15 protein-coding genes, 1 tRNA gene and 2 rRNA genes (1 of these 18 running past the window's edge) are annotated in these 16566 nt (G+C 69.3%); 12 read left to right on the top strand and 6 right to left on the bottom strand.

All coding sequences use genetic code 11. The features are described from left to right. The 4 genes from VGN74_RS02760 to VGN74_RS02775 all read left to right on the top strand — a co-directional run. Positions 1 to 2642 (top strand): 23S ribosomal RNA (locus VGN74_RS02760); it begins 137 nt to the left of the window's first position. A 72-nt stretch (positions 2643 to 2714) separates the two neighbouring features. Further along, positions 2715 to 2829 (top strand): 5S ribosomal RNA (gene rrf, locus VGN74_RS02765). A gap of 59 nt (positions 2830 to 2888) precedes the next feature. Beyond that, positions 2889 to 2965: transfer RNA gene (locus tag VGN74_RS02770), tRNA-Met, on the top strand. Between the two features lie 224 nt (positions 2966 to 3189). Then, the gene (locus VGN74_RS02775; protein ID WP_327445827.1) at positions 3190 to 5571 is read left to right on the top strand and encodes a S9 family peptidase; all 2382 of its coding nucleotides are present in this window, start codon (positions 3190 to 3192) and stop codon (positions 5569 to 5571) included. 24 nt (positions 5572 to 5595) lie between these two features. On the opposite strand, the gene VGN74_RS02780 is transcribed toward VGN74_RS02775, so the two are convergent. Further along, positions 5596 to 6267 (bottom strand): Fe2+-dependent dioxygenase, encoded by a 672-nt coding sequence (locus tag VGN74_RS02780; protein ID WP_327445828.1) that lies wholly within the window; start codon positions 6265 to 6267, stop codon positions 5596 to 5598. Between the two features lie 84 nt (positions 6268 to 6351). Here VGN74_RS02780 and VGN74_RS02785 point away from each other — a divergent pair, with 84 nt between their 5' ends. Further along, positions 6352 to 7155 carry a hypothetical protein gene (locus VGN74_RS02785; RefSeq protein WP_327445829.1) on the top strand — a complete coding sequence of 268 codons (804 nt, stop codon included), beginning with the start codon at positions 6352 to 6354 and terminating at the stop codon, positions 7153 to 7155. Positions 7156 to 7175: 20 nt separating this feature from the next. Here the strand turns inward: VGN74_RS02785 and VGN74_RS02790 are convergent, their stop codons facing one another. Both VGN74_RS02790 and VGN74_RS02795 read right to left on the bottom strand, forming a co-directional pair. Beyond that, a complete protein-coding gene (locus tag VGN74_RS02790; protein WP_327445830.1) occupies positions 7176 to 7712 on the bottom strand; it encodes a phosphoribosyltransferase in 537 nt (178 codons plus the stop codon). Then, positions 7705 to 8703 carry an MJ0042-type zinc finger domain-containing protein gene (locus tag VGN74_RS02795; RefSeq protein WP_327445831.1) on the bottom strand — a complete coding sequence of 333 codons (999 nt, stop codon included), beginning with the start codon at positions 8701 to 8703 and terminating at the stop codon, positions 7705 to 7707. Before VGN74_RS02795 ends, VGN74_RS02790 begins: the two co-directional genes overlap by 8 nt. A gap of 69 nt (positions 8704 to 8772) precedes the next feature. Between VGN74_RS02795 and VGN74_RS02800 the strand changes: the two genes are divergently transcribed. From VGN74_RS02800 to VGN74_RS02820, 5 genes are all read left to right on the top strand, one after another. Continuing rightward, complete coding sequence (locus VGN74_RS02800) at positions 8773 to 9480, top strand: cell division ATP-binding protein FtsE (protein ID WP_327445832.1); 708 nt, start codon at positions 8773 to 8775, stop codon at positions 9478 to 9480. Then, positions 9477 to 10364 carry an ABC transporter permease gene (locus VGN74_RS02805; RefSeq protein WP_327445833.1) on the top strand — a complete coding sequence of 296 codons (888 nt, stop codon included), beginning with the start codon at positions 9477 to 9479 and terminating at the stop codon, positions 10362 to 10364. The genes VGN74_RS02800 and VGN74_RS02805 overlap by 4 nt, the downstream gene beginning before the upstream one ends. Further along, a complete protein-coding gene (locus VGN74_RS02810; RefSeq protein WP_327445834.1) occupies positions 10364 to 11023 on the top strand; it encodes a YdcF family protein in 660 nt (219 codons plus the stop codon). The genes VGN74_RS02805 and VGN74_RS02810 overlap by 1 nt, the downstream gene beginning before the upstream one ends. Further along, positions 11020 to 11730, top strand: a complete 711-nt coding sequence (locus VGN74_RS02815) for a lysophospholipid acyltransferase family protein (protein WP_327445835.1) — start codon at positions 11020 to 11022, stop codon at positions 11728 to 11730. The genes VGN74_RS02810 and VGN74_RS02815 overlap by 4 nt, the downstream gene beginning before the upstream one ends. 326 nt (positions 11731 to 12056) lie before the next feature. Continuing rightward, entirely contained in the window at positions 12057 to 13502 is a 1446-nt protein-coding gene (locus tag VGN74_RS02820) for a DEAD/DEAH box helicase (RefSeq protein WP_327446669.1), read from the top strand. Positions 13503 to 13549: 47 nt separating this feature from the next. Here VGN74_RS02820 and VGN74_RS02825 read toward each other — a convergent pair whose 3' ends face one another. Genes VGN74_RS02825 through VGN74_RS02835 form a run of 3 tightly spaced genes read right to left on the bottom strand, consistent with a single transcriptional unit; the run spans position 13550 to position 14956 of the window. Continuing rightward, positions 13550 to 14302 carry a competence/damage-inducible protein A gene (locus VGN74_RS02825; protein WP_327445836.1) on the bottom strand — a complete coding sequence of 251 codons (753 nt, stop codon included), beginning with the start codon at positions 14300 to 14302 and terminating at the stop codon, positions 13550 to 13552. Beyond that, positions 14299 to 14787 (bottom strand): type II toxin-antitoxin system VapC family toxin, encoded by a 489-nt coding sequence (locus VGN74_RS02830; protein WP_327445837.1) that lies wholly within the window; start codon positions 14785 to 14787, stop codon positions 14299 to 14301. The genes VGN74_RS02825 and VGN74_RS02830 overlap by 4 nt, the downstream gene beginning before the upstream one ends. Continuing rightward, positions 14693 to 14956, bottom strand: a complete 264-nt coding sequence (locus VGN74_RS02835; protein ID WP_327445838.1) for a type II toxin-antitoxin system VapB family antitoxin — start codon at positions 14954 to 14956, stop codon at positions 14693 to 14695. The genes VGN74_RS02830 and VGN74_RS02835 overlap by 95 nt, the downstream gene beginning before the upstream one ends. Positions 14957 to 15010: 54 nt before the next feature. Here VGN74_RS02835 and sfsA point away from each other — a divergent pair, with 54 nt between their 5' ends. Both sfsA and map read left to right on the top strand, forming a co-directional pair. After that, positions 15011 to 15730 carry a DNA/RNA nuclease SfsA gene (gene sfsA / locus VGN74_RS02840; RefSeq protein ID WP_327445839.1) on the top strand — a complete coding sequence of 240 codons (720 nt, stop codon included), beginning with the start codon at positions 15011 to 15013 and terminating at the stop codon, positions 15728 to 15730. A gap of 16 nt (positions 15731 to 15746) precedes the next feature. After that, a complete protein-coding gene (map, locus tag VGN74_RS02845; protein ID WP_327445840.1) occupies positions 15747 to 16565 on the top strand; it encodes a type I methionyl aminopeptidase in 819 nt (272 codons plus the stop codon). Position 16566 lies beyond the last annotated feature (1 nt).

A 16566-nucleotide genomic window follows, 5' to 3' on the forward strand; every position in this document is an offset into this window, starting at 1 on the left:
GGTCTTCCAACTTTGCCCTCCCTCGGGAGGGTACGGATTGGCGGATCGTTGAAAGGTACAATGACCTGAATACATAGGGTTCATTGAGCGAACCCGGGGAACTGAAACATCTCAGTACCCGGAGGAAAGGACATCAACCGAGACTCCCGTAGTAGTGGCGAGCGAACCGGGACCAGGCCAGTGCTCTTGTGAAATAAAGGCGAACGACCTGGAAAGGTCGGCCATAGCGGGTGACAGCCCCGTAGCCGTCAAACAGCAAGAGACTCGAGTAGGGCGGGACACGTGAAATCCTGTCTGAACATGGGGGGACCACCCTCCAAGCCTAAGTACTCCTCTGCGACCGATAGTGAACAAGTACCGTGAGGGAAAGGTGAAAAGCACCCCGACAAGGGGAGTGAAACAGATCCTGAAATCGGAAGCCTACAAGCAGTCGGAGCCCCCATGCGGGGTGACGGCGTACCTTTTGTATAATGGGTCAGCGACTTCATGTGTCGAGCAAGCTTAAGCCGTTAGGTGTAGGCGTAGCGAAAGCGAGTCTGAATAGGGCGCTAAGTTCGACGTATGACGACCCGAAACCAGGTGATCTATCCATGAGCAGGATGAAGGTTGGGTAACACCAACTGGAGGTCCGAACCGGTGCCTGTTGAAAAAGGCTCGGATGACTTGTGGATAGGGGTGAAAGGCCAATCAAACCTGGACATAGCTGGTTCTCCGCGAAATCTATTTAGGTAGAGCGTCCGACGAACTCCCTGGGGGGTAGAGCACTGGATGGATGCGGGCGGCGCGAGCTGTACCAATTCTAACCAAACTCCGAATACCCAGGAGAGCTATCGGGCAGACACACGGCGGGTGCTAACGTCCGTCGTGAAAAGGGAAACAACCCTAACCATCATCTAAGGCCCCCAAGTAACGGCTAAGTGGGAAACGATGTGGGATTGCTTTGACAATCAGGAGGTTGGCTTAGAAGCAGCCATCCTTTAAAGAAAGCGTAACAGCTCACTGATCAAGCGATCCTGCGCGGAAAATGTAACGGGGCTCAAGCCGTTCGCCGAAGGTATGGGCGCAGTAATGCGCGGTAGCGGAGCGTTCCGTAAGCCTGTGAAGGTCAGTCGTGAGGCTGGCTGGAGGTATCGGAAGTGAGAATGCTGACATGAGTAACGATAGGAGTGTGAGAGACACTCCCGCCGAAAGACCAAGGGTTCCTGCGTAAAGCTAATCTGCGCAGGGTTAGTCGGCCCCTAAGGCGAGGCTGAAAAGCGTAGTCGATGGGAAGCAGGTGAATATTCCTGCACCAGCTGGAAGTGACGGATGGCATAACTTGTACGGGCTTATTGGATTGTCCGTGCAGGGGCGTTGTCCCTGGAAATAACTCCAGCAGAGACCGTACCCGAAACCGACACAGGTGGTCAGGTAGAGCATACCAAGGCGCTTGAGAGAACTGTGCTGAAGGAACTCGGCAAATTGCACGCGTAACTTCGGAATAAGCGTGACTCACCCTGCGCAAGCAGGAATGAGTGGCACAAGCCAGGGGGTAGCGACTGTTTAGCAAAAACACAGGGCTCTGCGAAGCAGCAATGCGACGTATAGGGTCTGACGCCTGCCCGGTGCCTGAAGGTTAAAGGGAGATGTGAAAGCGTCGAACTGAAGCCCAGGTAAACGGCGGCCGTAACTATAACGGTCCTAAGGTAGCGAAATTCCTTGTCGGGTAAGTTCCGACCTGCACGAATGGCGTAACGACTTCCCCACTGTCTCCAGCACAGGCTCAGTGAAATTGAACTCCCCGTGAAGATGCGGGGTTCCCGCGGTCAGACGGAAAGACCCTATGAACCTTTACTATAGCTTCGCCTTGGCGTTAGCGACCGTATGTGTAGGATAGGTGGGAGGCTATGAAGCCGGGGCGCCAGCTCTGGTGGAGCCATCCTTGAAATACCACCCTTACTGTCGTTGACGTCTAACCGAGGGCCGTTATCCGGTCCCGGGACATGGCGTGGTGGGTAGTTTGACTGGGGCGGTCGCCTCCCAAAGTGTAACGGAGGCGCGCGATGGTGAGCTCAGAGCGGTCGGAAATCGCTCGTCGAGTGCAATGGCATAAGCTCGCCTGACTGCGAGACTGACAAGTCGAGCAGAGACGAAAGTCGGCCATAGTGATCCGGTGGTCCCGAGTGGAAGGGCCATCGCTCAACGGATAAAAGGTACTCTAGGGATAACAGGCTGATCATGCCCAAGAGTCCATATCGACGGCATGGTTTGGCACCTCGATGTCGGCTCATCACATCCTGGGGCTGGAGCAGGTCCCAAGGGTATGGCTGTTCGCCATTTAAAGTGGTACGTGAGCTGGGTTCAGAACGTCGTGAGACAGTTTGGTCCCTATCTGCCGTGGGTGTTCGAAGCTTGAGAGGATCTGTCCCTAGTACGAGAGGACCGGGATGGACATACCTCTGGTGGACCTGTCGTGGCGCCAGCTGCGCAGCAGGGTAGCTAAGTATGGAATAGATAACCGCTGAAAGCATCTAAGCGGGAAACTAACCTCAAAACAAGGCTTCGCTGAGGATCGTGGAAGACTACCACGTTGATAGGCCAGGTGTGGAAGCGCGGTGACGCGTGGAGCTTACTGGTACTAATAATCCGATCGGCTTGATCGTTTCTCAGCAAAACTCATTCGGTTTTACGCCGCCAAATACGATGTCTTCTCACTGTTCTGTCTGATCGGTTGACCTGGTGACTATGTCGGAGGTTCCCCACCCGATCCCATTCCGAACTCGGTCGTTAAGCCCTCCAGAGCCAATGGTACTTCGTCTTAAGGCGCGGGAGAGTAGGTCGTCGCCGGGTCTACCGATCAGACAGCAGTGATGTTCTCGAACACATTCTTCCTTCACACACCGCCTTGTCGCGGGATGGAGCAGCCCGGTAGCTCGTCAGGCTCATAACCTGAAGGTCGCAGGTTCAAATCCTGCTCCCGCACCCAAGATTCACCCCACAGTTTGCCGCTGTGGGGTTTTTCGCGTCTGGGCCCAGGCCGATCTGGCCGCCGACGGCTGTTACGGTGTCGCAAACCCATTCCCCCGGTCGCCGGCCTCGCTATAGTCCGAAGCCTTGTACCGGTTTCGGGGGACTGTGATGACGACTTCAGGCATTTGGATGCGCCCGGCGGCGGCTGCGCTCGCGCTGGCTCTGGCCGCGGGGCCGGCGATGGCCCAGAGCGGAGACGGGGCCCCCGTCTACCGGCAGCCGCCCGAGCCGATCGCCTCGATCCTCGATACGGCCCCGACCCCCCTGTCGAGCCTCGGCCCGGATCGCAGCCGTCTCGCCCTGTTCAGCCGCTCGGCCCTGCCACCCGTCGCCGAGCTGGCCGAGCCGACCCTCCGGCTGGCCGGCTATCGCCTCAATCCGCGCAACAACGGCCCGGCCAACGGTCGCCTGACCTGGCTGACCGGCATCACCTTCAAGGCGGTGGTGGACGGGCGCGAGGTGGCTGCCGCCCTGCCGGCCGGCGCCCGCTTCATCGCTCCGACCTGGTCGCCGGACGGCGCCCGCGTGGCCCTGCTTATGGATCGGCCCACTGGCCTGGAGCTGTGGGTCGTCGACGCCGCCACCGGCGCCGCCCGCGCCCTGAGCGGGCCGATCGTCAACGCCGCCGCGGGCGCGGACCTGACGTGGTCGTCGGACAACCGGGCGATCCTGTTCCGCGCGATTCCCGAAGGGAGGGGCGCCGCGCCGACGGCCCCGGCCGCGCCGACCGGTCCGGTGATCGAACAGACCGGAGCCCGCGCCGCGCCGGTGCGCACCTATCAGGACCTGCTCGGCAGTCCGGCGGACGAGCGCCTGTTCGACCACTACTTCACCGCCCAGCTGGCCATCGCCACGCTCGACGGCGAGGTGACGCGCCTCGGCGCGCCGGGGATCATTCTCGACGCCGCCTTTTCCCCGAACGGCGACTGGATCCTGCAGACCCGCGTCAAGCGGCCCTACAGCTATGCGGTGCCGGCGCGACTGTTCCCGGCCGAGACGGTTGTCCTCGATCGCAGCGGCCGCGTGGTGCGCCAGGTCGCGGATCTGCCCCTGCGTGACAACATCCCGCCGCCGTTCGACGCCGTGGCCCCCGGCCCGCGCGCGATGGCCTGGCGCGCCGACGCGCCGGCCACCCTGGTCTGGGCCGAGGCCCAGGATGGCGGCGACCCGCGCACCCCGGCCGAGATCCGTGATCGCGTCTTCATGCTGTCGGCGCCCTTTACCGGCACGCCCGTGACCCTCGTCGACCTGCCGCAGCGCTACGCCGGCGTCACCTGGGGCCGCGATGACGTCGCCATCGTCAACAGCCGCTGGTTCAACACCCGCCGCGAGACCCGCGTGCTCGTCGATCCGTCGAACCCGGGCGAGGGCAGGGTGCTGGTCGAGCGCAACTATCAGGACCGCTACAATGACCCGGGCTCGCCCCTGACCGAGCCCAACGCCGCCGGCCGTCAGGTGATGGTGTTTGTCGACGGGGGAGAGTCGATCCTGCTGGAGGGCGACGGCGCCACGCGGGCGGGCGAGTTCCCGTTCCTGGCGCGCTTCAACCTGCGGACGGGCGAGCGCACCGAGCTGTGGCGTGCGTCGCCGGAAGCCTACGAGACGATCGTCGGCCTGCTGGCGCCCGACGCCAGCCGCCTGGTGACGCGTCGCGAGACCCGCGACACGCCGCCGAACCTGATGGTGCGCACCCTCGACGGCAGCGCCCCGTCGCCGCTGACCACCTTCCCCGATCCGGCCCCGCAGCTCGCGGGGGTGACGCGCCAGCTGATCACCTATGCCCGGGCCGACGGGGTGCAGCTGTCGGGCACCCTCTATCTGCCGGCCGGCTACGACGCCGCCCGCGACGGGCCGCTGCCGCTGGTGATGTGGGCCTATCCGGCCGAGTTCACCGATCCGTCGGTGGCCGGCCAGGTGGTGGATACCGGCAACCGCTTCGTGCGCCCGGGTGGGTCAAGCCACCTGTTCCTGCTGACCCAGGGCTATGCGGTGCTGGACGATCCGTCGATGCCGATCATCGGCGTGGACGGCGCGGAGCCCAACGACACCTATGTCCAGCAACTGAGCGCCAGCGCTCAGGCCGCGGTGGACGCCGTGGTGGCCATGGGCGTGGCCGACCGTGACCGCATCGCCGTCGGCGGCCACAGCTACGGCGCCTTCATGACCGCCAACCTGCTGGCCCACACCGACCTGTTCCGCGCCGGCATCGCCCGCTCCGGCGCCTACAACCGCACCCTGACGCCCTTCGGCTTCCAGGCGGAGCAGCGCACCTACTGGGAGGCGACCGACACCTATACGCGGATGTCGCCCTTCACCTACGCCAACCAGGTGAACGAGCCGATCCTGCTGATCCACGGGCAGGTCGACGACAACTCGGGCACCTTCCCGGTGCAGAGCGAGCGCTTCTACGCCGCGCTGAAGGGCACGGGCGCGACCGCCCGCTACGTCGTGCTGCCGCATGAGGCGCACGGGTATCGGGCGCGCGAGTCCGTCGGTCATACCCTGTGGGAGATGATCGAATGGCTCGACACCCATGTGAAGACCGCGCCGCCGCGGAACTGAGGCGGTCCGGGTGGCGGCCGGAGGTCAGGTCGCCGCCCAGCGCCGCAGCAGGGCGCCTATGGCCTTGTCGAGGGCCAGCCGGCCGCGGGGGTCGCCCTCCGCGGGCCAGGCGGCCCGGGCGCGTTCCAGGTCCCACAGGACTTCGCGGGCCGCGGCGTCGGGCACCGTGCTCTCGATCCAGCCGATGCAGGCGAGACGGACGCCGCGGGTGACCCTCTCGACCCGGTGCACGGCCCCGGAGGGATAGAGGACGAGGTCGCCGGCGGGCAGCCGCAGTCGGCGGTCCTCCAGCGGGTCCTCGATGGCCAGGGCCCCGCCGTCGTAGGCCTCGGGCGGACTGAGGAAGAGGGTGAAGCTCAGATCCGTGCGCAGGCGGTCGTCCGGCGGGCCCATCAGGGCGTTGTCGACATGATCGCCATAGCCGCCGTCGACGCCGGTGCGGCTGATCAGCAGGCGTGTCATCCGTCGCGGCCGGGCTGCCGTCACCAGCACCGGATGCGCGAGGATGCGGCTGCGCAGGAACTGCTCAAGCGCCTGACCGGCCGCCCCGGACAGGTCCGCCTGCTCGTTGCGCTTGACGCCCCGCGCCGCGGTGCCGGCGGTCGCGGCCCCGTCCCGCCAGTCGAGCCCGGCGATCTGCCCCTCGACCCAGGCGAGGGCGGCCGCGTCGAGGACCTCGCCCGCGATCAGCAGCATGGGCGGCTCAAGATGAGAACGAGTTGCAGGTTCATGGGCTTCCGTATAAGCGGTCGTAACGCAGGACACAAAGGGACAGGCGGCATGTCGAACTTCAAGCGCTGGACGGCGGTGGGTCTCGGGGCGGCCCTGATCGCGGGCTGCTCGGGCGAGGCCGAGCGCCCGGCCGAGGCCCCGGCCGCCTCGCCGGCGGCGACGGCGGGCGAGGGGGCCGGCGAAGGCGGCGAGTCCGGGGAAGGCGGCGTCAACATCGCCGCCGCGGCGACCGACCCGGTCGTCTATCTGTCGGCCCTCGCCCTGGTCGAGGCGCACGTGCGCGCGGCGGCCGAAGCCGCCGGGGCGGGCGAGCGTCAGGCGGCGGCCGAGATGTTCGCCCACCCGGTCGGCGAGGTCCTCGTCGACATGCAGCCGACCTTCCAGCAGCTCGGCGTGGCCACCTTCGAGGAGCCGTTCATCGCCGCTTCGACCGCCACGGCCCAGGGCGCCGAGCCCGCCGAGGTGCGGCGACTGGCCACCGGCCTGCTCTCGACGCTGGAGGCCGCCGAGGCGCGGGCGCCGGCGGGCGGCCTGCGCAATCCGGATGTGGCGGCGGCGGTGATCGCCGACCTCGTCGATCGCGGGGCCCTCCAGTATGCCACGGCCAAGGGGTCTGACGCCTATGAGCCCTATCTCGACGGCTACGGCTTCCTGCTGACGGCCCGCGCCTGGCGCGATCGCCACGGCGCGGAGATCGCGCGGGCGACGCCGGAGACGGCCGGCAAGATCGATGCGGCCATCACGGCCCTCGCGGCCGCCTATCCGACGGCGACCCGTCCGGCGGCGCTCAACGCGGATGAGGGCGCGCTGCTGGCCGCGGCCTCCCAGCTGAAGCTGGCGACCTCCCGCTAGGGCCACGGTTCCGGGGCGGCTCAGTCGAGCGCGCGGATCTCCGGCAGGCCGCGCAGGGCGCCGGCGGAGTCGAGGCCGTAGCCGACCAGATAGCGCGCGGGCGCCTCCCAGCCGACAAAGTCGGGAGCGATGGCGCGCGGTTCGGGCCAGGGCTTGCGGGCGAAGACGCAGGTCAGAACCTCGCTCGCCCCGGCCTCGCGGGCCAGCCGCGCCGCCTCGGCCAGGGACAGGCCGGTGTCGAACACATCATCAAGGATCAGGGCGCGTCGGCCTGTCAGGTCGCGCTGGAACGGCGCGCGGACGCTGATGCGGCCACGGCTGGTCCGGTCGTCGCCATAGGAGGACAGCCACAGGGCGTCGAAGCGCACCGTGCGACCCTCGCGGGCGAGGGCGCGGGTCAGGTCTGCGGCGAACCAGATGCCGCCGGTGAGCAGAACGGCGGCGACGGTCTCGTCATCGGTGCGCGGCGCGATGGCGCGGGCGAGGGCGGCGACCCGGTCGGCGATGCCGGCCTCGTCCAGCAAGATCTCGCCGGGGGGCGATCCCGGCTCAGCCATGATGCGCGCCCGCCGCAGGCGTTGCGTGGGGTGCGGGGCGCAGGGGCGCGGCCGGACGCAGGCCATGCCCGTGCTCGCTCGTCGCGGCGGCTGCCGGCGCGCCATGCGACGCGGCCGGATCCGCGTGGTGCGCGGTCCCGGCGGCGGCCTCCGGGACGCCATGGTCAGCGGGCGCGGCGGGGCCATGCGCGTCCGCGGGCGTAGGGGCGTGATCTGCAGCATGGGGATCCGGCGCCGCGTGGGCGTCGTGTCCTGCGGCGGGCGGGGCCGCGTGGGCCACGGGGGCGCTGTGGCCGTCGCCCCGAACAAAATCGACCCCGACGTCAGCGGCCTTGGCGGCCGGGTCGGCGATCAGCACGGCGAAGCCCTGCACGCCGCCCGGCAGGACCGGGGCGGCGTCGATGCGGACGATGGCATGGCCGATCTCGGCCCCGTGGGAGTCGAGCAGGGCCACGCGCACCGGCGGGGCGGTGACCTCGCGGTCGCGCACATTGCGCAGGGCGCCGGAGACCAGCACCTTCGACGGGTCACGCAGCGACGGGCGCGCGCTCAGGGCCTCGAAGTCCAGCCCGACGGGATTCACCGGCGCGCCAACCGCCGCATAGGCGGCCGCCGCGCGCGGGAAGATCTCGACGACGTTGACGCGGAACAGCCAGGCGGCGCCGAGGATGCCGACGAACACGCTGGCGAGGCCGGCCCACATGGCGCCGTGGGTTGCGGCGCGCCGAATGCGGCGCTGCTGCTCGGCGCGGGCGCGGAAGGCCTTGGGCAGTTCCGGCGCCGGGGTGGCGGCGAGAGATTCGGGGACAGGCGCAGCTTCGGGCTCTGGCGTGGGCGCCGACGCCGGCTCGGGCGACAGGACGAGCGGTTCGTCGGGGGTGGCCATCCACTGGTGTCCGCAGGACTGGCAGCGCACACGACGGCCCTTGGCGCCCAGCGCCTCGTCCGGCACTGAATAGCTGGTGGCGCACTCCGGACAGGTCAGTATCATGGCCGAAGCTTCCGAGGCGCGCCGCCTCCCTCCTCTGGGCGCGCACCGGCCGCCCTATCCGCGAAATCCATGACCGAGCCGACCCGTCGCGCCGCCGAAACCGCCAGTGCGCCTCCGACCGTCCGTCTGGAGGGGGTCTCCCTGCGCTATGACGGGGCGGCCCCGGTGCTTCGGGACGTTAACCTCAGTTTGCCGCGGGGCTCTTTCCACTTCCTTACCGGGCCGAGCGGAGCGGGGAAGTCGTCGCTGCTGCGGCTGCTGACGCTGTCGACCCGGCCGGACGCCGGGCGAATCGAGCTGTTCGGCGAGGACGTGACCTCCGTCTCGCGCGGCCGGCGGCCGCCGATCCGCCGCCGTCTCGGGCTGGTGTTCCAGGATTTTCGCCTGCTCGACCACCTCTCGGCCTTCGACAATGTCGCCCTGCCGCTGCGGCTGGCGGGCCGGAAGCCGGCGGACTACGCCGCCGATGTCCTGGAGATGCTGGCCTGGGTCGGGCTCGACCACGTCGCCGACGCCTCGCCGCGCCAGCTGTCGGGCGGGGAGAAGCAGCGTCTGGCCATCGCCCGGGCGGTGATCAATCGGCCCGACCTGATCCTCGCCGACGAGCCGACCGGCAGCGTCGACGCGGCCATGGCGACCCGGTTGCTCAAGCTGTTCCAGTCGCTCAACCGGCTGGGCGCCACCGTGCTGATCGCCAGCCATGACGAGGCCCTGGCCAAGCGGTCCGGAGCGCAGCGGCTGCGTCTGGTCGATGGCCGGCTTGAGGCAGGGACATGAGCGGCGCGCGGGCCGGAGCGCCGGGACCGCTGCTGGCGCGGGACGCCGGCGGCGCGCCGTGGCTGGCGGTCGTGATCGGCGTCCTGTGCTTTCTGGCCTGTCTGGCGGCCATCGGCGCGGCGGCGGCGGACCGGGCGGCGGACGGCTGGGCGCGCCAGCTGCGCGGGGAGGCGACCGTGCTGGTCCGCCCCCGCGCCGACGAGACCGCGACGGTGGCGGCGGCCCGGGCGGCCGAGACCCTCGGCGGCGTCGCCGGGGTGGAGGAGGCGGCCGCGCTGACCGAGGACGAGGCGCGGGCTCTGCTCCGCCCGTGGCTGGGCGAGAGCCTGCCGGAGGACCTGCCTCTGCCCATGATGGTCACCGTCCGTCTGGACCCTGTCGCGCCGGCCAGCGCGCCGACCCTCAGTCGGGCCCTGGCTGACGCGGGTCTGGACGCGGTGGTCGATGATCACACCCTGTGGCGCGCCGGGGTCGAGCGCTCGGCCCTGACCCTGGTGATGCTGGCCGGCGCCGCCTTCCTGCTGGTCGCCGGGGCGGCGGGGGCTGCGGTGGCCTATGCCGCCGAGGCGGGCGTCGCGGCGGCCCGCCCGACGCTGGCGGTTCTGACCCTCAACGGCGCCGCAGACGCGACCGTCGCCGGTCTGTTCCAGCGCCGCTTCGCCGTGGTCGCCGGTCAGGCGGCGCTGGTCGGGGCGCTCGCCGCCGCGGCCGTGGTCGCGGCGCTGCGGCTGCTTGGAGGCGACGGGGGCCTGACTCCGGCCCTGCCCCTGGCGTGGCGTGACCTGCTGCTGATCGCGCCCTGTCCCCTGATCGCGTTTACCGTGGCGGCGCTCGCCGCTAGGCTGGCGGCAGGTCGGGCGCTGGCGTCGGTCGAGGAGGCGTGATGAAGGTCCTGGCGGTCGTCGCCGTGGCGGTCGTGATCTGGCTGTTCGGCCTGTTCGCCTTCGCCGAGCGGGTGCGCGACTTCACGCCTGCGCCCGAGCCAGCCCGCGCCGACGGCATCGTGGCCCTGACCGGCCCCTCGGCCGAACGCATTCACGCCGCCGTCCGGCTGCTCGAGCGGGACAAGGGCGAGCGTCTGCTGGTGTCCGGCGTCAACCGCGAGGTGCGTCGACAGGAGCTGAGGGCGCTGATCGCCGGCTCCAACCGCCTGTTCGACTGCTGCGTCGATCTCGGGTTCGACGCCGAGGACACGCTGGGCAACGCCCAGGAGATCGCCGCCTGGGCGGAGTCGCGCGGCTACGACAGCCTGATCGTGGTGACCTCGGACTACCACATGCCGCGCAGCCTGCTGGAGATCCGCAGCGCCGCGCCGGGGGTCGAGCTGACGCCCTACGCCGTGTCGACGCCGTCGCTGCACAGCTCGCGCTGGTGGCGCGCGGCCGAGACCGCGCGGCGCATGACGCTGGAATACAACAAGTACCTCGGGGTCATGGCGCGCGAGGCCGTGCGCCGGGTGTTCGGCGACCGCACCGCCGACGCCACCCGCGAGGCCATGCGCGCCGCCGCCGAGACGGCTGACGAGGCGCTCGCCACCCCATGACCACCCTGCGTTCGCTTGTCTTCGTCCTGTGGCTCTACCTGTCGATGGCGCTGTTCGCCGTCGGCCTGTCGCCAGCCCTGCTCGGTTCCCACGCCATGGCCATGGGCGTGGTGCGCGGCTGGGCGAAGTTCGTGCTGTTCGGCCTGCGCTGGATCGCCGGCGTCAGGGTCGAGTTCCGCGGGCTGGAGCACCGTCCCGCCGGGGCCGCCCTGGTGGCCGCCAAGCACCAGGGGATGCTGGACATCGTGGCCCTGCTGGCGGTGCTGCCCGACGCCTGTTTCGTGCTCAAGAAGGAGCTGATGCCGCTGCCCTTCTTCGGCTGGTTCGCATGGAAGACGCGGATGATCGCCGTGGATCGCTCGGGGCACGCGAAGGCGCTCAAGGACATGGCCCGGCAGGCCCGCGCCCGCCTCGCCGAGGGCCGCCAGATTGTGATCTTCCCCGAAGGCACACGCACGCCGCCGGGCCAGCCGGGCGACTACAAGCCGGGCGTCGCCGCCATCTATCGCGACCTCGAAGGCTCCTGCTGGCCGGTGGCCACCAACTCCGGCGTCTGCTGGCCCGCGCATGGCTTCCGCCGCACGCCCGGAGTGGTGGTGTTCGAGTTCCTGCCGCCCATTCCGGCCGGTCTGAAGCGCGCCGAATTCATGTCCCGGCTCGAGACGGACATCGAGGCGGCCTCGACCCGTTTGCTGCCCGCGCCTTGACTTCGCCACATCCGGGGCCCATCTGCCGCCCTGTCGCAGTCTCGCGACGTCCGGCGCGTTCCAGCGCGTGTGGGTTTCCGGCCTCGCCGGAAGCCGCTCTGTAGAGAGCGCCGGGTCCTCAAACCTCATCTGTCGCCCGGACACGCGGGGCGGCGCCCGATCCCGGCCCCCGATCCCGGCGGCCACGGCGGTGCGCGGCCCTGACGATCAGGCCTGCCTGCGCTTCGCCGCACGCGAAAGACAGACGACACGTGTCGACCACGACCCTCGAGACCCCCCGCGCCGACGCCTCCAGGAACGCCTCTGGGGCTGGAAGCTTTGACGCCATGGGGCTCAACCCGCTGCTGCTGCAGGCCCTGAAGGCCGAAGGCTACGAGCGGCCCACCCCGATCCAGGCCCAGGCCATCCCGCAGGTGATGACCGGCAAGGACCTGCTCGGCATCGCCCAGACCGGCACCGGCAAGACCGCGGCCTTCGCCCTGCCGATCCTGCACCGGCTGGCCGCCAACCGCGTCGCCCCGGCGCCGCGCACCACCCGCTGCCTGATCCTGTCGCCGACCCGCGAGCTGGCCAGCCAGATCGCCGACAGCTTCAAGGCCTATGGCCGGCACCTCGGCTTCCGCGTCGCCGTGATCTTCGGCGGCGTCAGCTATGGCCCGCAGGAGCGGGCCCTGCAGCAGGGGCTCGACGTTCTGGTCGCCGCCCCGGGACGCCTGCTCGATCACATGCAGCAGAAGAACGTCGACCTGAGCGCCACCGAGATTTTCGTGCTCGACGAGGCCGACCAGATGCTGGACCTCGGCTTCATCAAGCCGATCCGCCAGGTCGTGTCGCGCCTGCCGATGCGCCGCCAGAACCTGTTCTTCTCGGCCACCATGCCGTCGGAGATCGGCAAGCTGGCCTCGGACCTGCTGAAGGATCCGGTGAAGGTCCAGGTCACGCCGCAGTCGACCACGGTCGAGCGCATCAAGCAGTCGGTGATCTGGGTCGAGCAGGGCCGCAAGCGCGCCCTGCTGCAGGAACTGTTCGCCGATGACGCCTTCAACCGCGTGCTGGTCTTCACCAAGACCAAGCACGGGGCCGACAAGGTCGCCGCCTATCTCGAGGCCGGCGGCGTCGGCGCGGGCGCGATCCACGGCAACAAGAGCCAGTCCCAGCGCGAGCGCACCCTGGCGGCCTTCAAGGCCGGCAAGCTGCGCGTGCTGGTGGCCACCGACATCGCCGCCCGCGGCATCGACATCGACGGCGTCACCCACGTGGTCAACTTCGAGCTGCCCTATGTGCCCGAGGCCTATGTCCACCGCATCGGCCGCACCGCGCGCGCCGGGGCGGACGGCACCGCCATCAGCTTCGTCGCCGGCGACGAGATGAAGCTGCTGAAGGACATCGAGAAGGTCACGCGCCAGAAGATCCCCTCGACCGACCGGCGCAACGACGCCGAGCTGGGCCGTCTGGATGCGTCCATCATGGCCGCCGGGGTGGGCAAGAAGCCGACCCTGCCCGAGGCCGAGACGAAGAAGCCGCGCGGCGAGGAAGGCCCCGGCCGCCAGCGTCGTCGTGGCCAGCGTCCGACCGGCGGCGGTCAGCCGCACCGGCCGCGCAAGGGCGAAGGCCGTGACCGGGCTCCGGCTCCGGCGGCGGCGCGCTTTGACCCGCTGGCCGGCGAGCGGGCCAAAACCAACGCCTCGGGTGAGCCCGCGGCGGTGGCCAAGCTCAAGCGCCGCCGTCGCCGCCCGTCGAACGGCGGCCGCGGCTACGGCGACCGCAGCTGATCTGACGACCGCAGCGCGCCGGCCCCTCTTTCGGAGGGGCCGGCCGCTCAGTCCTGGCGGACGGCGATCCCGGCGGCGGCCAGCGCGGTCTGCAAGGCCGCCACAGCCGCGTCGACCGCCGCGGCGTCCCTGCCGCGCACGACCAGACTCGTGCCGATCTCGCCCACCGTGCCGTGGCCGAACGGATAGCTGCCGAGGCTGAGGTCGGGATGGGCGGCGGCGACCGCGGCGAGCGGGGCCGCCACATCGCCCTCGCCGACGCCGGACACTTTCAGGCTGCGGGCATGGACCACGGCCCCGGTGCGCAGGCGCGGGGCGACGTCCTCCAGCATGGCCTGCATGATCTTCGGCACCCCGGCCATCACGAACACATTGTCCAGCTGGAAGCCGGGGGCGTCAGTGACCGGATTGGCGATCAGCACCCCGCCTTCGGGGATGCGCGCCATGCGCCGCCGCGCGGCGTTGAACTGATCGCCATACCGCCGCGCCAGCAGCGCCAGGGCGTCCGGGTGCTCGGGCAGGGCGACGCCGAAGGCCTCCGCCACGGCGTCGGCCGTCATGTCATCGTGGGTCGGGCCGATGCCGCCGGTGGTGAAGACATAGTCGTGGGCGGCGCGCAGGGCGTTCAGCGCGGCGATGATCTGGCCCGGCCGGTCGCCGACGGTGCGCGCCTCCAGCAGGTCGATCCCCAGCGCCGCCAGAAACCGCGCGATGGTGTTGAGGTTGGTGTCGGCGGTGCGGCCGGACAGGATCTCGTCGCCGATGATGAGGACGGCGGCGGTGGGGGCCGGGGAGGTCATTCGCGCCAGTTCTCCAGTCGCAGGCCGGGGATGCGCTCGAACTCCCGGATGTTGGCGGTCACAAGGGTCAGGCCGCGCCGCAGGGCCTGGGCGGCGATGAGGGTGTCGTAAGGGCCGATCTTGCGTCCCTGCTTCTCCAGATCCTGGCGAAGCTCCCCTGCGGACACGGCATCCTCCGCGTCGAAGGCGTAGACGTCGCTTACGCCGCTCAGAAAACGTGCGAGGCGCTCATGGCCGTTGGGCGAGGTCCCGCGCAATACGCCGAAGTGCAGCTCGAACAGGACCACCGAAGACACTCCAAGGAGACCGCGGCTTTGCGCCTCGATCAGGCGGGCTCTCAGGCGGCCGTGAGGGCGCCTGAAGACATCGATCGCGACGTTCGAGTCGAGGCTATACATCCCGGTCGTCGTCAGGCCATTCGGGCGGCGGCGGCATGGGCGGTTGCTGGCGACCCTCGGGCATGAAGGGGTCGTCGGCGAACTCATCCAGCGCGGCGAGCCAGGCCTCGGCGCTCTCGAACATCGGCTCGAGGATGATGCGGTCGCCATCGCGGCGGACCCGCACGCGGTCGCCCTTGACCCGGAACGCCTTGGGCAGGCGGACGGCCTGGCTGCGGCCGGTCATGAACACGCGGGCGATGGCGGTATCGGACATGGCCGTCCTCCGGTATGCGTCAATGATATATATCTTTCGCTCCCGGCTCGCCAGATGATCTTCCCCTCGCCCCTTCGCCGCGCCGTCCTGATCCGCCGCTACAAGCGCTTCCTGGCGGACGTGCAGCTGGAGGACGGGACAGAGACGACGGTGCATGTGCCGAACCCAGGGGCCATGCTGGGCCTGACGACGCCCGGATCACCGGTGTGGCTGTCGCGCTCGCCGGATCCGAAGCGCAAGCTGCCGCTGACCCTGGAGCTGATCGAGGCGGACGGCGGGCTGGTCGGCGTCAACACCATGAACCCCAACCGCATCGCCGAGGCGGCTATCGCCGGTGGGACAGTCCCGGAGCTGACGGGCTACGCGGGAATGACCCGCGAGGTGCGCTACGACATCGACAGCCGCATCGACCTGTTGCTGACCGACCCGGCGCGGCCCCCGGCTTATGTGGAGATCAAGAACGTCCACTTCCTGCGCCGGCCGGGTCTGGTGGAGTTCCCCGACTGCCGCACCACCCGCGGGGTCAAGCACCTCAAGGCGCTGGAGCGGGTGGTCGAGGCCGGCGGCCGGGCGGTGATGCTGTTCGTCATCCAGCGCATGGACGGGGACGCCTTCACCACCGCGGACGATCTCGACCCGGCCTATGGCCCGGCGCTACGGGCTGCCGCGGCGGCGGGGGTTGAGGTTCTGTGCTATGCTTGCCATGTGAGCCCCGAACAGATCCGCCTCGAGCGCCGCCTGCCGTGGCGGCCCGACGGCCCCCACGACGCCTGAGCCCCGGAACCGCCTGATGTACGAACCGCAGGACCTCGACAGCGACGCCCCCGTGCGGTCCGCCACCATCCGCCTGCATACGGCGGAGGATTTCGAGGGCATGCGCCGCGCCGGCCGGCTGGTGGCCGAGGCGCTGGACATGATCACGGCGCATGTGAAGCCGGGGATCACCACCGGCGAGATCGACGACCTGATCCGCGAGTTCACCCTCGATCACGGCGCCCTGCCGGCCTGCCTCGGCTACAAGGGCTACGAGAAGACCGTCTGCACCTCCATCAACCATGTGGTCTGCCACGGCATTCCGGGCGACCGGGTGCTGAAGGACGGGGACATCGTCAACATCGACCACACGGTGATCGTCGATGGCTGGCATGGCGACTCCAGCCGCATGTACGCCGTCGGCGAGATCAATGCCCGCGCCCGCAAGCTGGTCGATGTGACCTATGAGGCGCTGGAGCTGGGCCTGGCCCAGGTCAAGCCGGGCAATACGTTCGGCGACATCGGCTTCGCTATCCAGAAGTTCGTCGAGGCCAACCGCATGAGCGTGGTGCGGGACTTCTGCGGCCACGGCATCGGCCGGGTGTTCCATGACAATCCCAACGTCCTGCACTTCGGCCGCAAGGGCGAGGGCGCGGTGCTCAAACCGGGCATGTTCTTCACCGTCGAGCCGATGGTGAACCTCGGCAAGCCGCAGGTGAAGGTGCTGTCGGACGGCTGGACCGCGGTCACCCGCGACAAGTCCCTGTCGGCCCAGTGCGAGCACACGGTGGGCGTGACCGAGGACGGGGTGGAGATCTTCACCGCCTCGCCGGCCGGTCTGTTCCGTCCCAACTGAG

The sequence above is a fragment of the Brevundimonas sp. genome (genome assembly GCF_035998205.1).
GTDB lineage: Bacteria > Pseudomonadota > Alphaproteobacteria > Caulobacterales > Caulobacteraceae > Brevundimonas.

Excerpts from the sequence above, each read along its gene's own strand:
- VGN74_RS02775 (WP_327445827.1), top strand. The coding sequence starts at position 3,190 with ATGGCCCAGAGCGGAGACGGGGCCCCCGTCTACCGGCAGCCGCCCGAG.
- VGN74_RS02780 (WP_327445828.1), bottom strand. The coding sequence starts at position 6,267 with ATGCTGCTGATCGCGGGCGAGGTCCTCGACGCGGCCGCCCTCGCCTGG.
- VGN74_RS02785 (WP_327445829.1), top strand. The coding sequence starts at position 6,352 with ATGTCGAACTTCAAGCGCTGGACGGCGGTGGGTCTCGGGGCGGCCCTG.
- VGN74_RS02790 (WP_327445830.1), bottom strand. The coding sequence starts at position 7,712 with ATGGCTGAGCCGGGATCGCCCCCCGGCGAGATCTTGCTGGACGAGGCC.
- VGN74_RS02795 (WP_327445831.1), bottom strand. The coding sequence starts at position 8,703 with ATGATACTGACCTGTCCGGAGTGCGCCACCAGCTATTCAGTGCCGGAC.
- VGN74_RS02800 (WP_327445832.1), top strand. The coding sequence starts at position 8,773 with ATGACCGAGCCGACCCGTCGCGCCGCCGAAACCGCCAGTGCGCCTCCG.
- VGN74_RS02805 (WP_327445833.1), top strand. The coding sequence starts at position 9,477 with ATGAGCGGCGCGCGGGCCGGAGCGCCGGGACCGCTGCTGGCGCGGGAC.
- VGN74_RS02810 (WP_327445834.1), top strand. The coding sequence starts at position 10,364 with ATGAAGGTCCTGGCGGTCGTCGCCGTGGCGGTCGTGATCTGGCTGTTC.
- VGN74_RS02815 (WP_327445835.1), top strand. The coding sequence starts at position 11,020 with ATGACCACCCTGCGTTCGCTTGTCTTCGTCCTGTGGCTCTACCTGTCG.
- VGN74_RS02820 (WP_327446669.1), top strand. The coding sequence starts at position 12,057 with ATGGGGCTCAACCCGCTGCTGCTGCAGGCCCTGAAGGCCGAAGGCTAC.
- VGN74_RS02825 (WP_327445836.1), bottom strand. The coding sequence starts at position 14,302 with ATGACCTCCCCGGCCCCCACCGCCGCCGTCCTCATCATCGGCGACGAG.
- VGN74_RS02830 (WP_327445837.1), bottom strand. The coding sequence starts at position 14,787 with ATGAGTTCGCCGACGACCCCTTCATGCCCGAGGGTCGCCAGCAACCGC.
- VGN74_RS02835 (WP_327445838.1), bottom strand. The coding sequence starts at position 14,956 with ATGTCCGATACCGCCATCGCCCGCGTGTTCATGACCGGCCGCAGCCAG.
- sfsA (WP_327445839.1), top strand. The coding sequence starts at position 15,011 with ATGATCTTCCCCTCGCCCCTTCGCCGCGCCGTCCTGATCCGCCGCTAC.
- map (WP_327445840.1), top strand. The coding sequence starts at position 15,747 with ATGTACGAACCGCAGGACCTCGACAGCGACGCCCCCGTGCGGTCCGCC.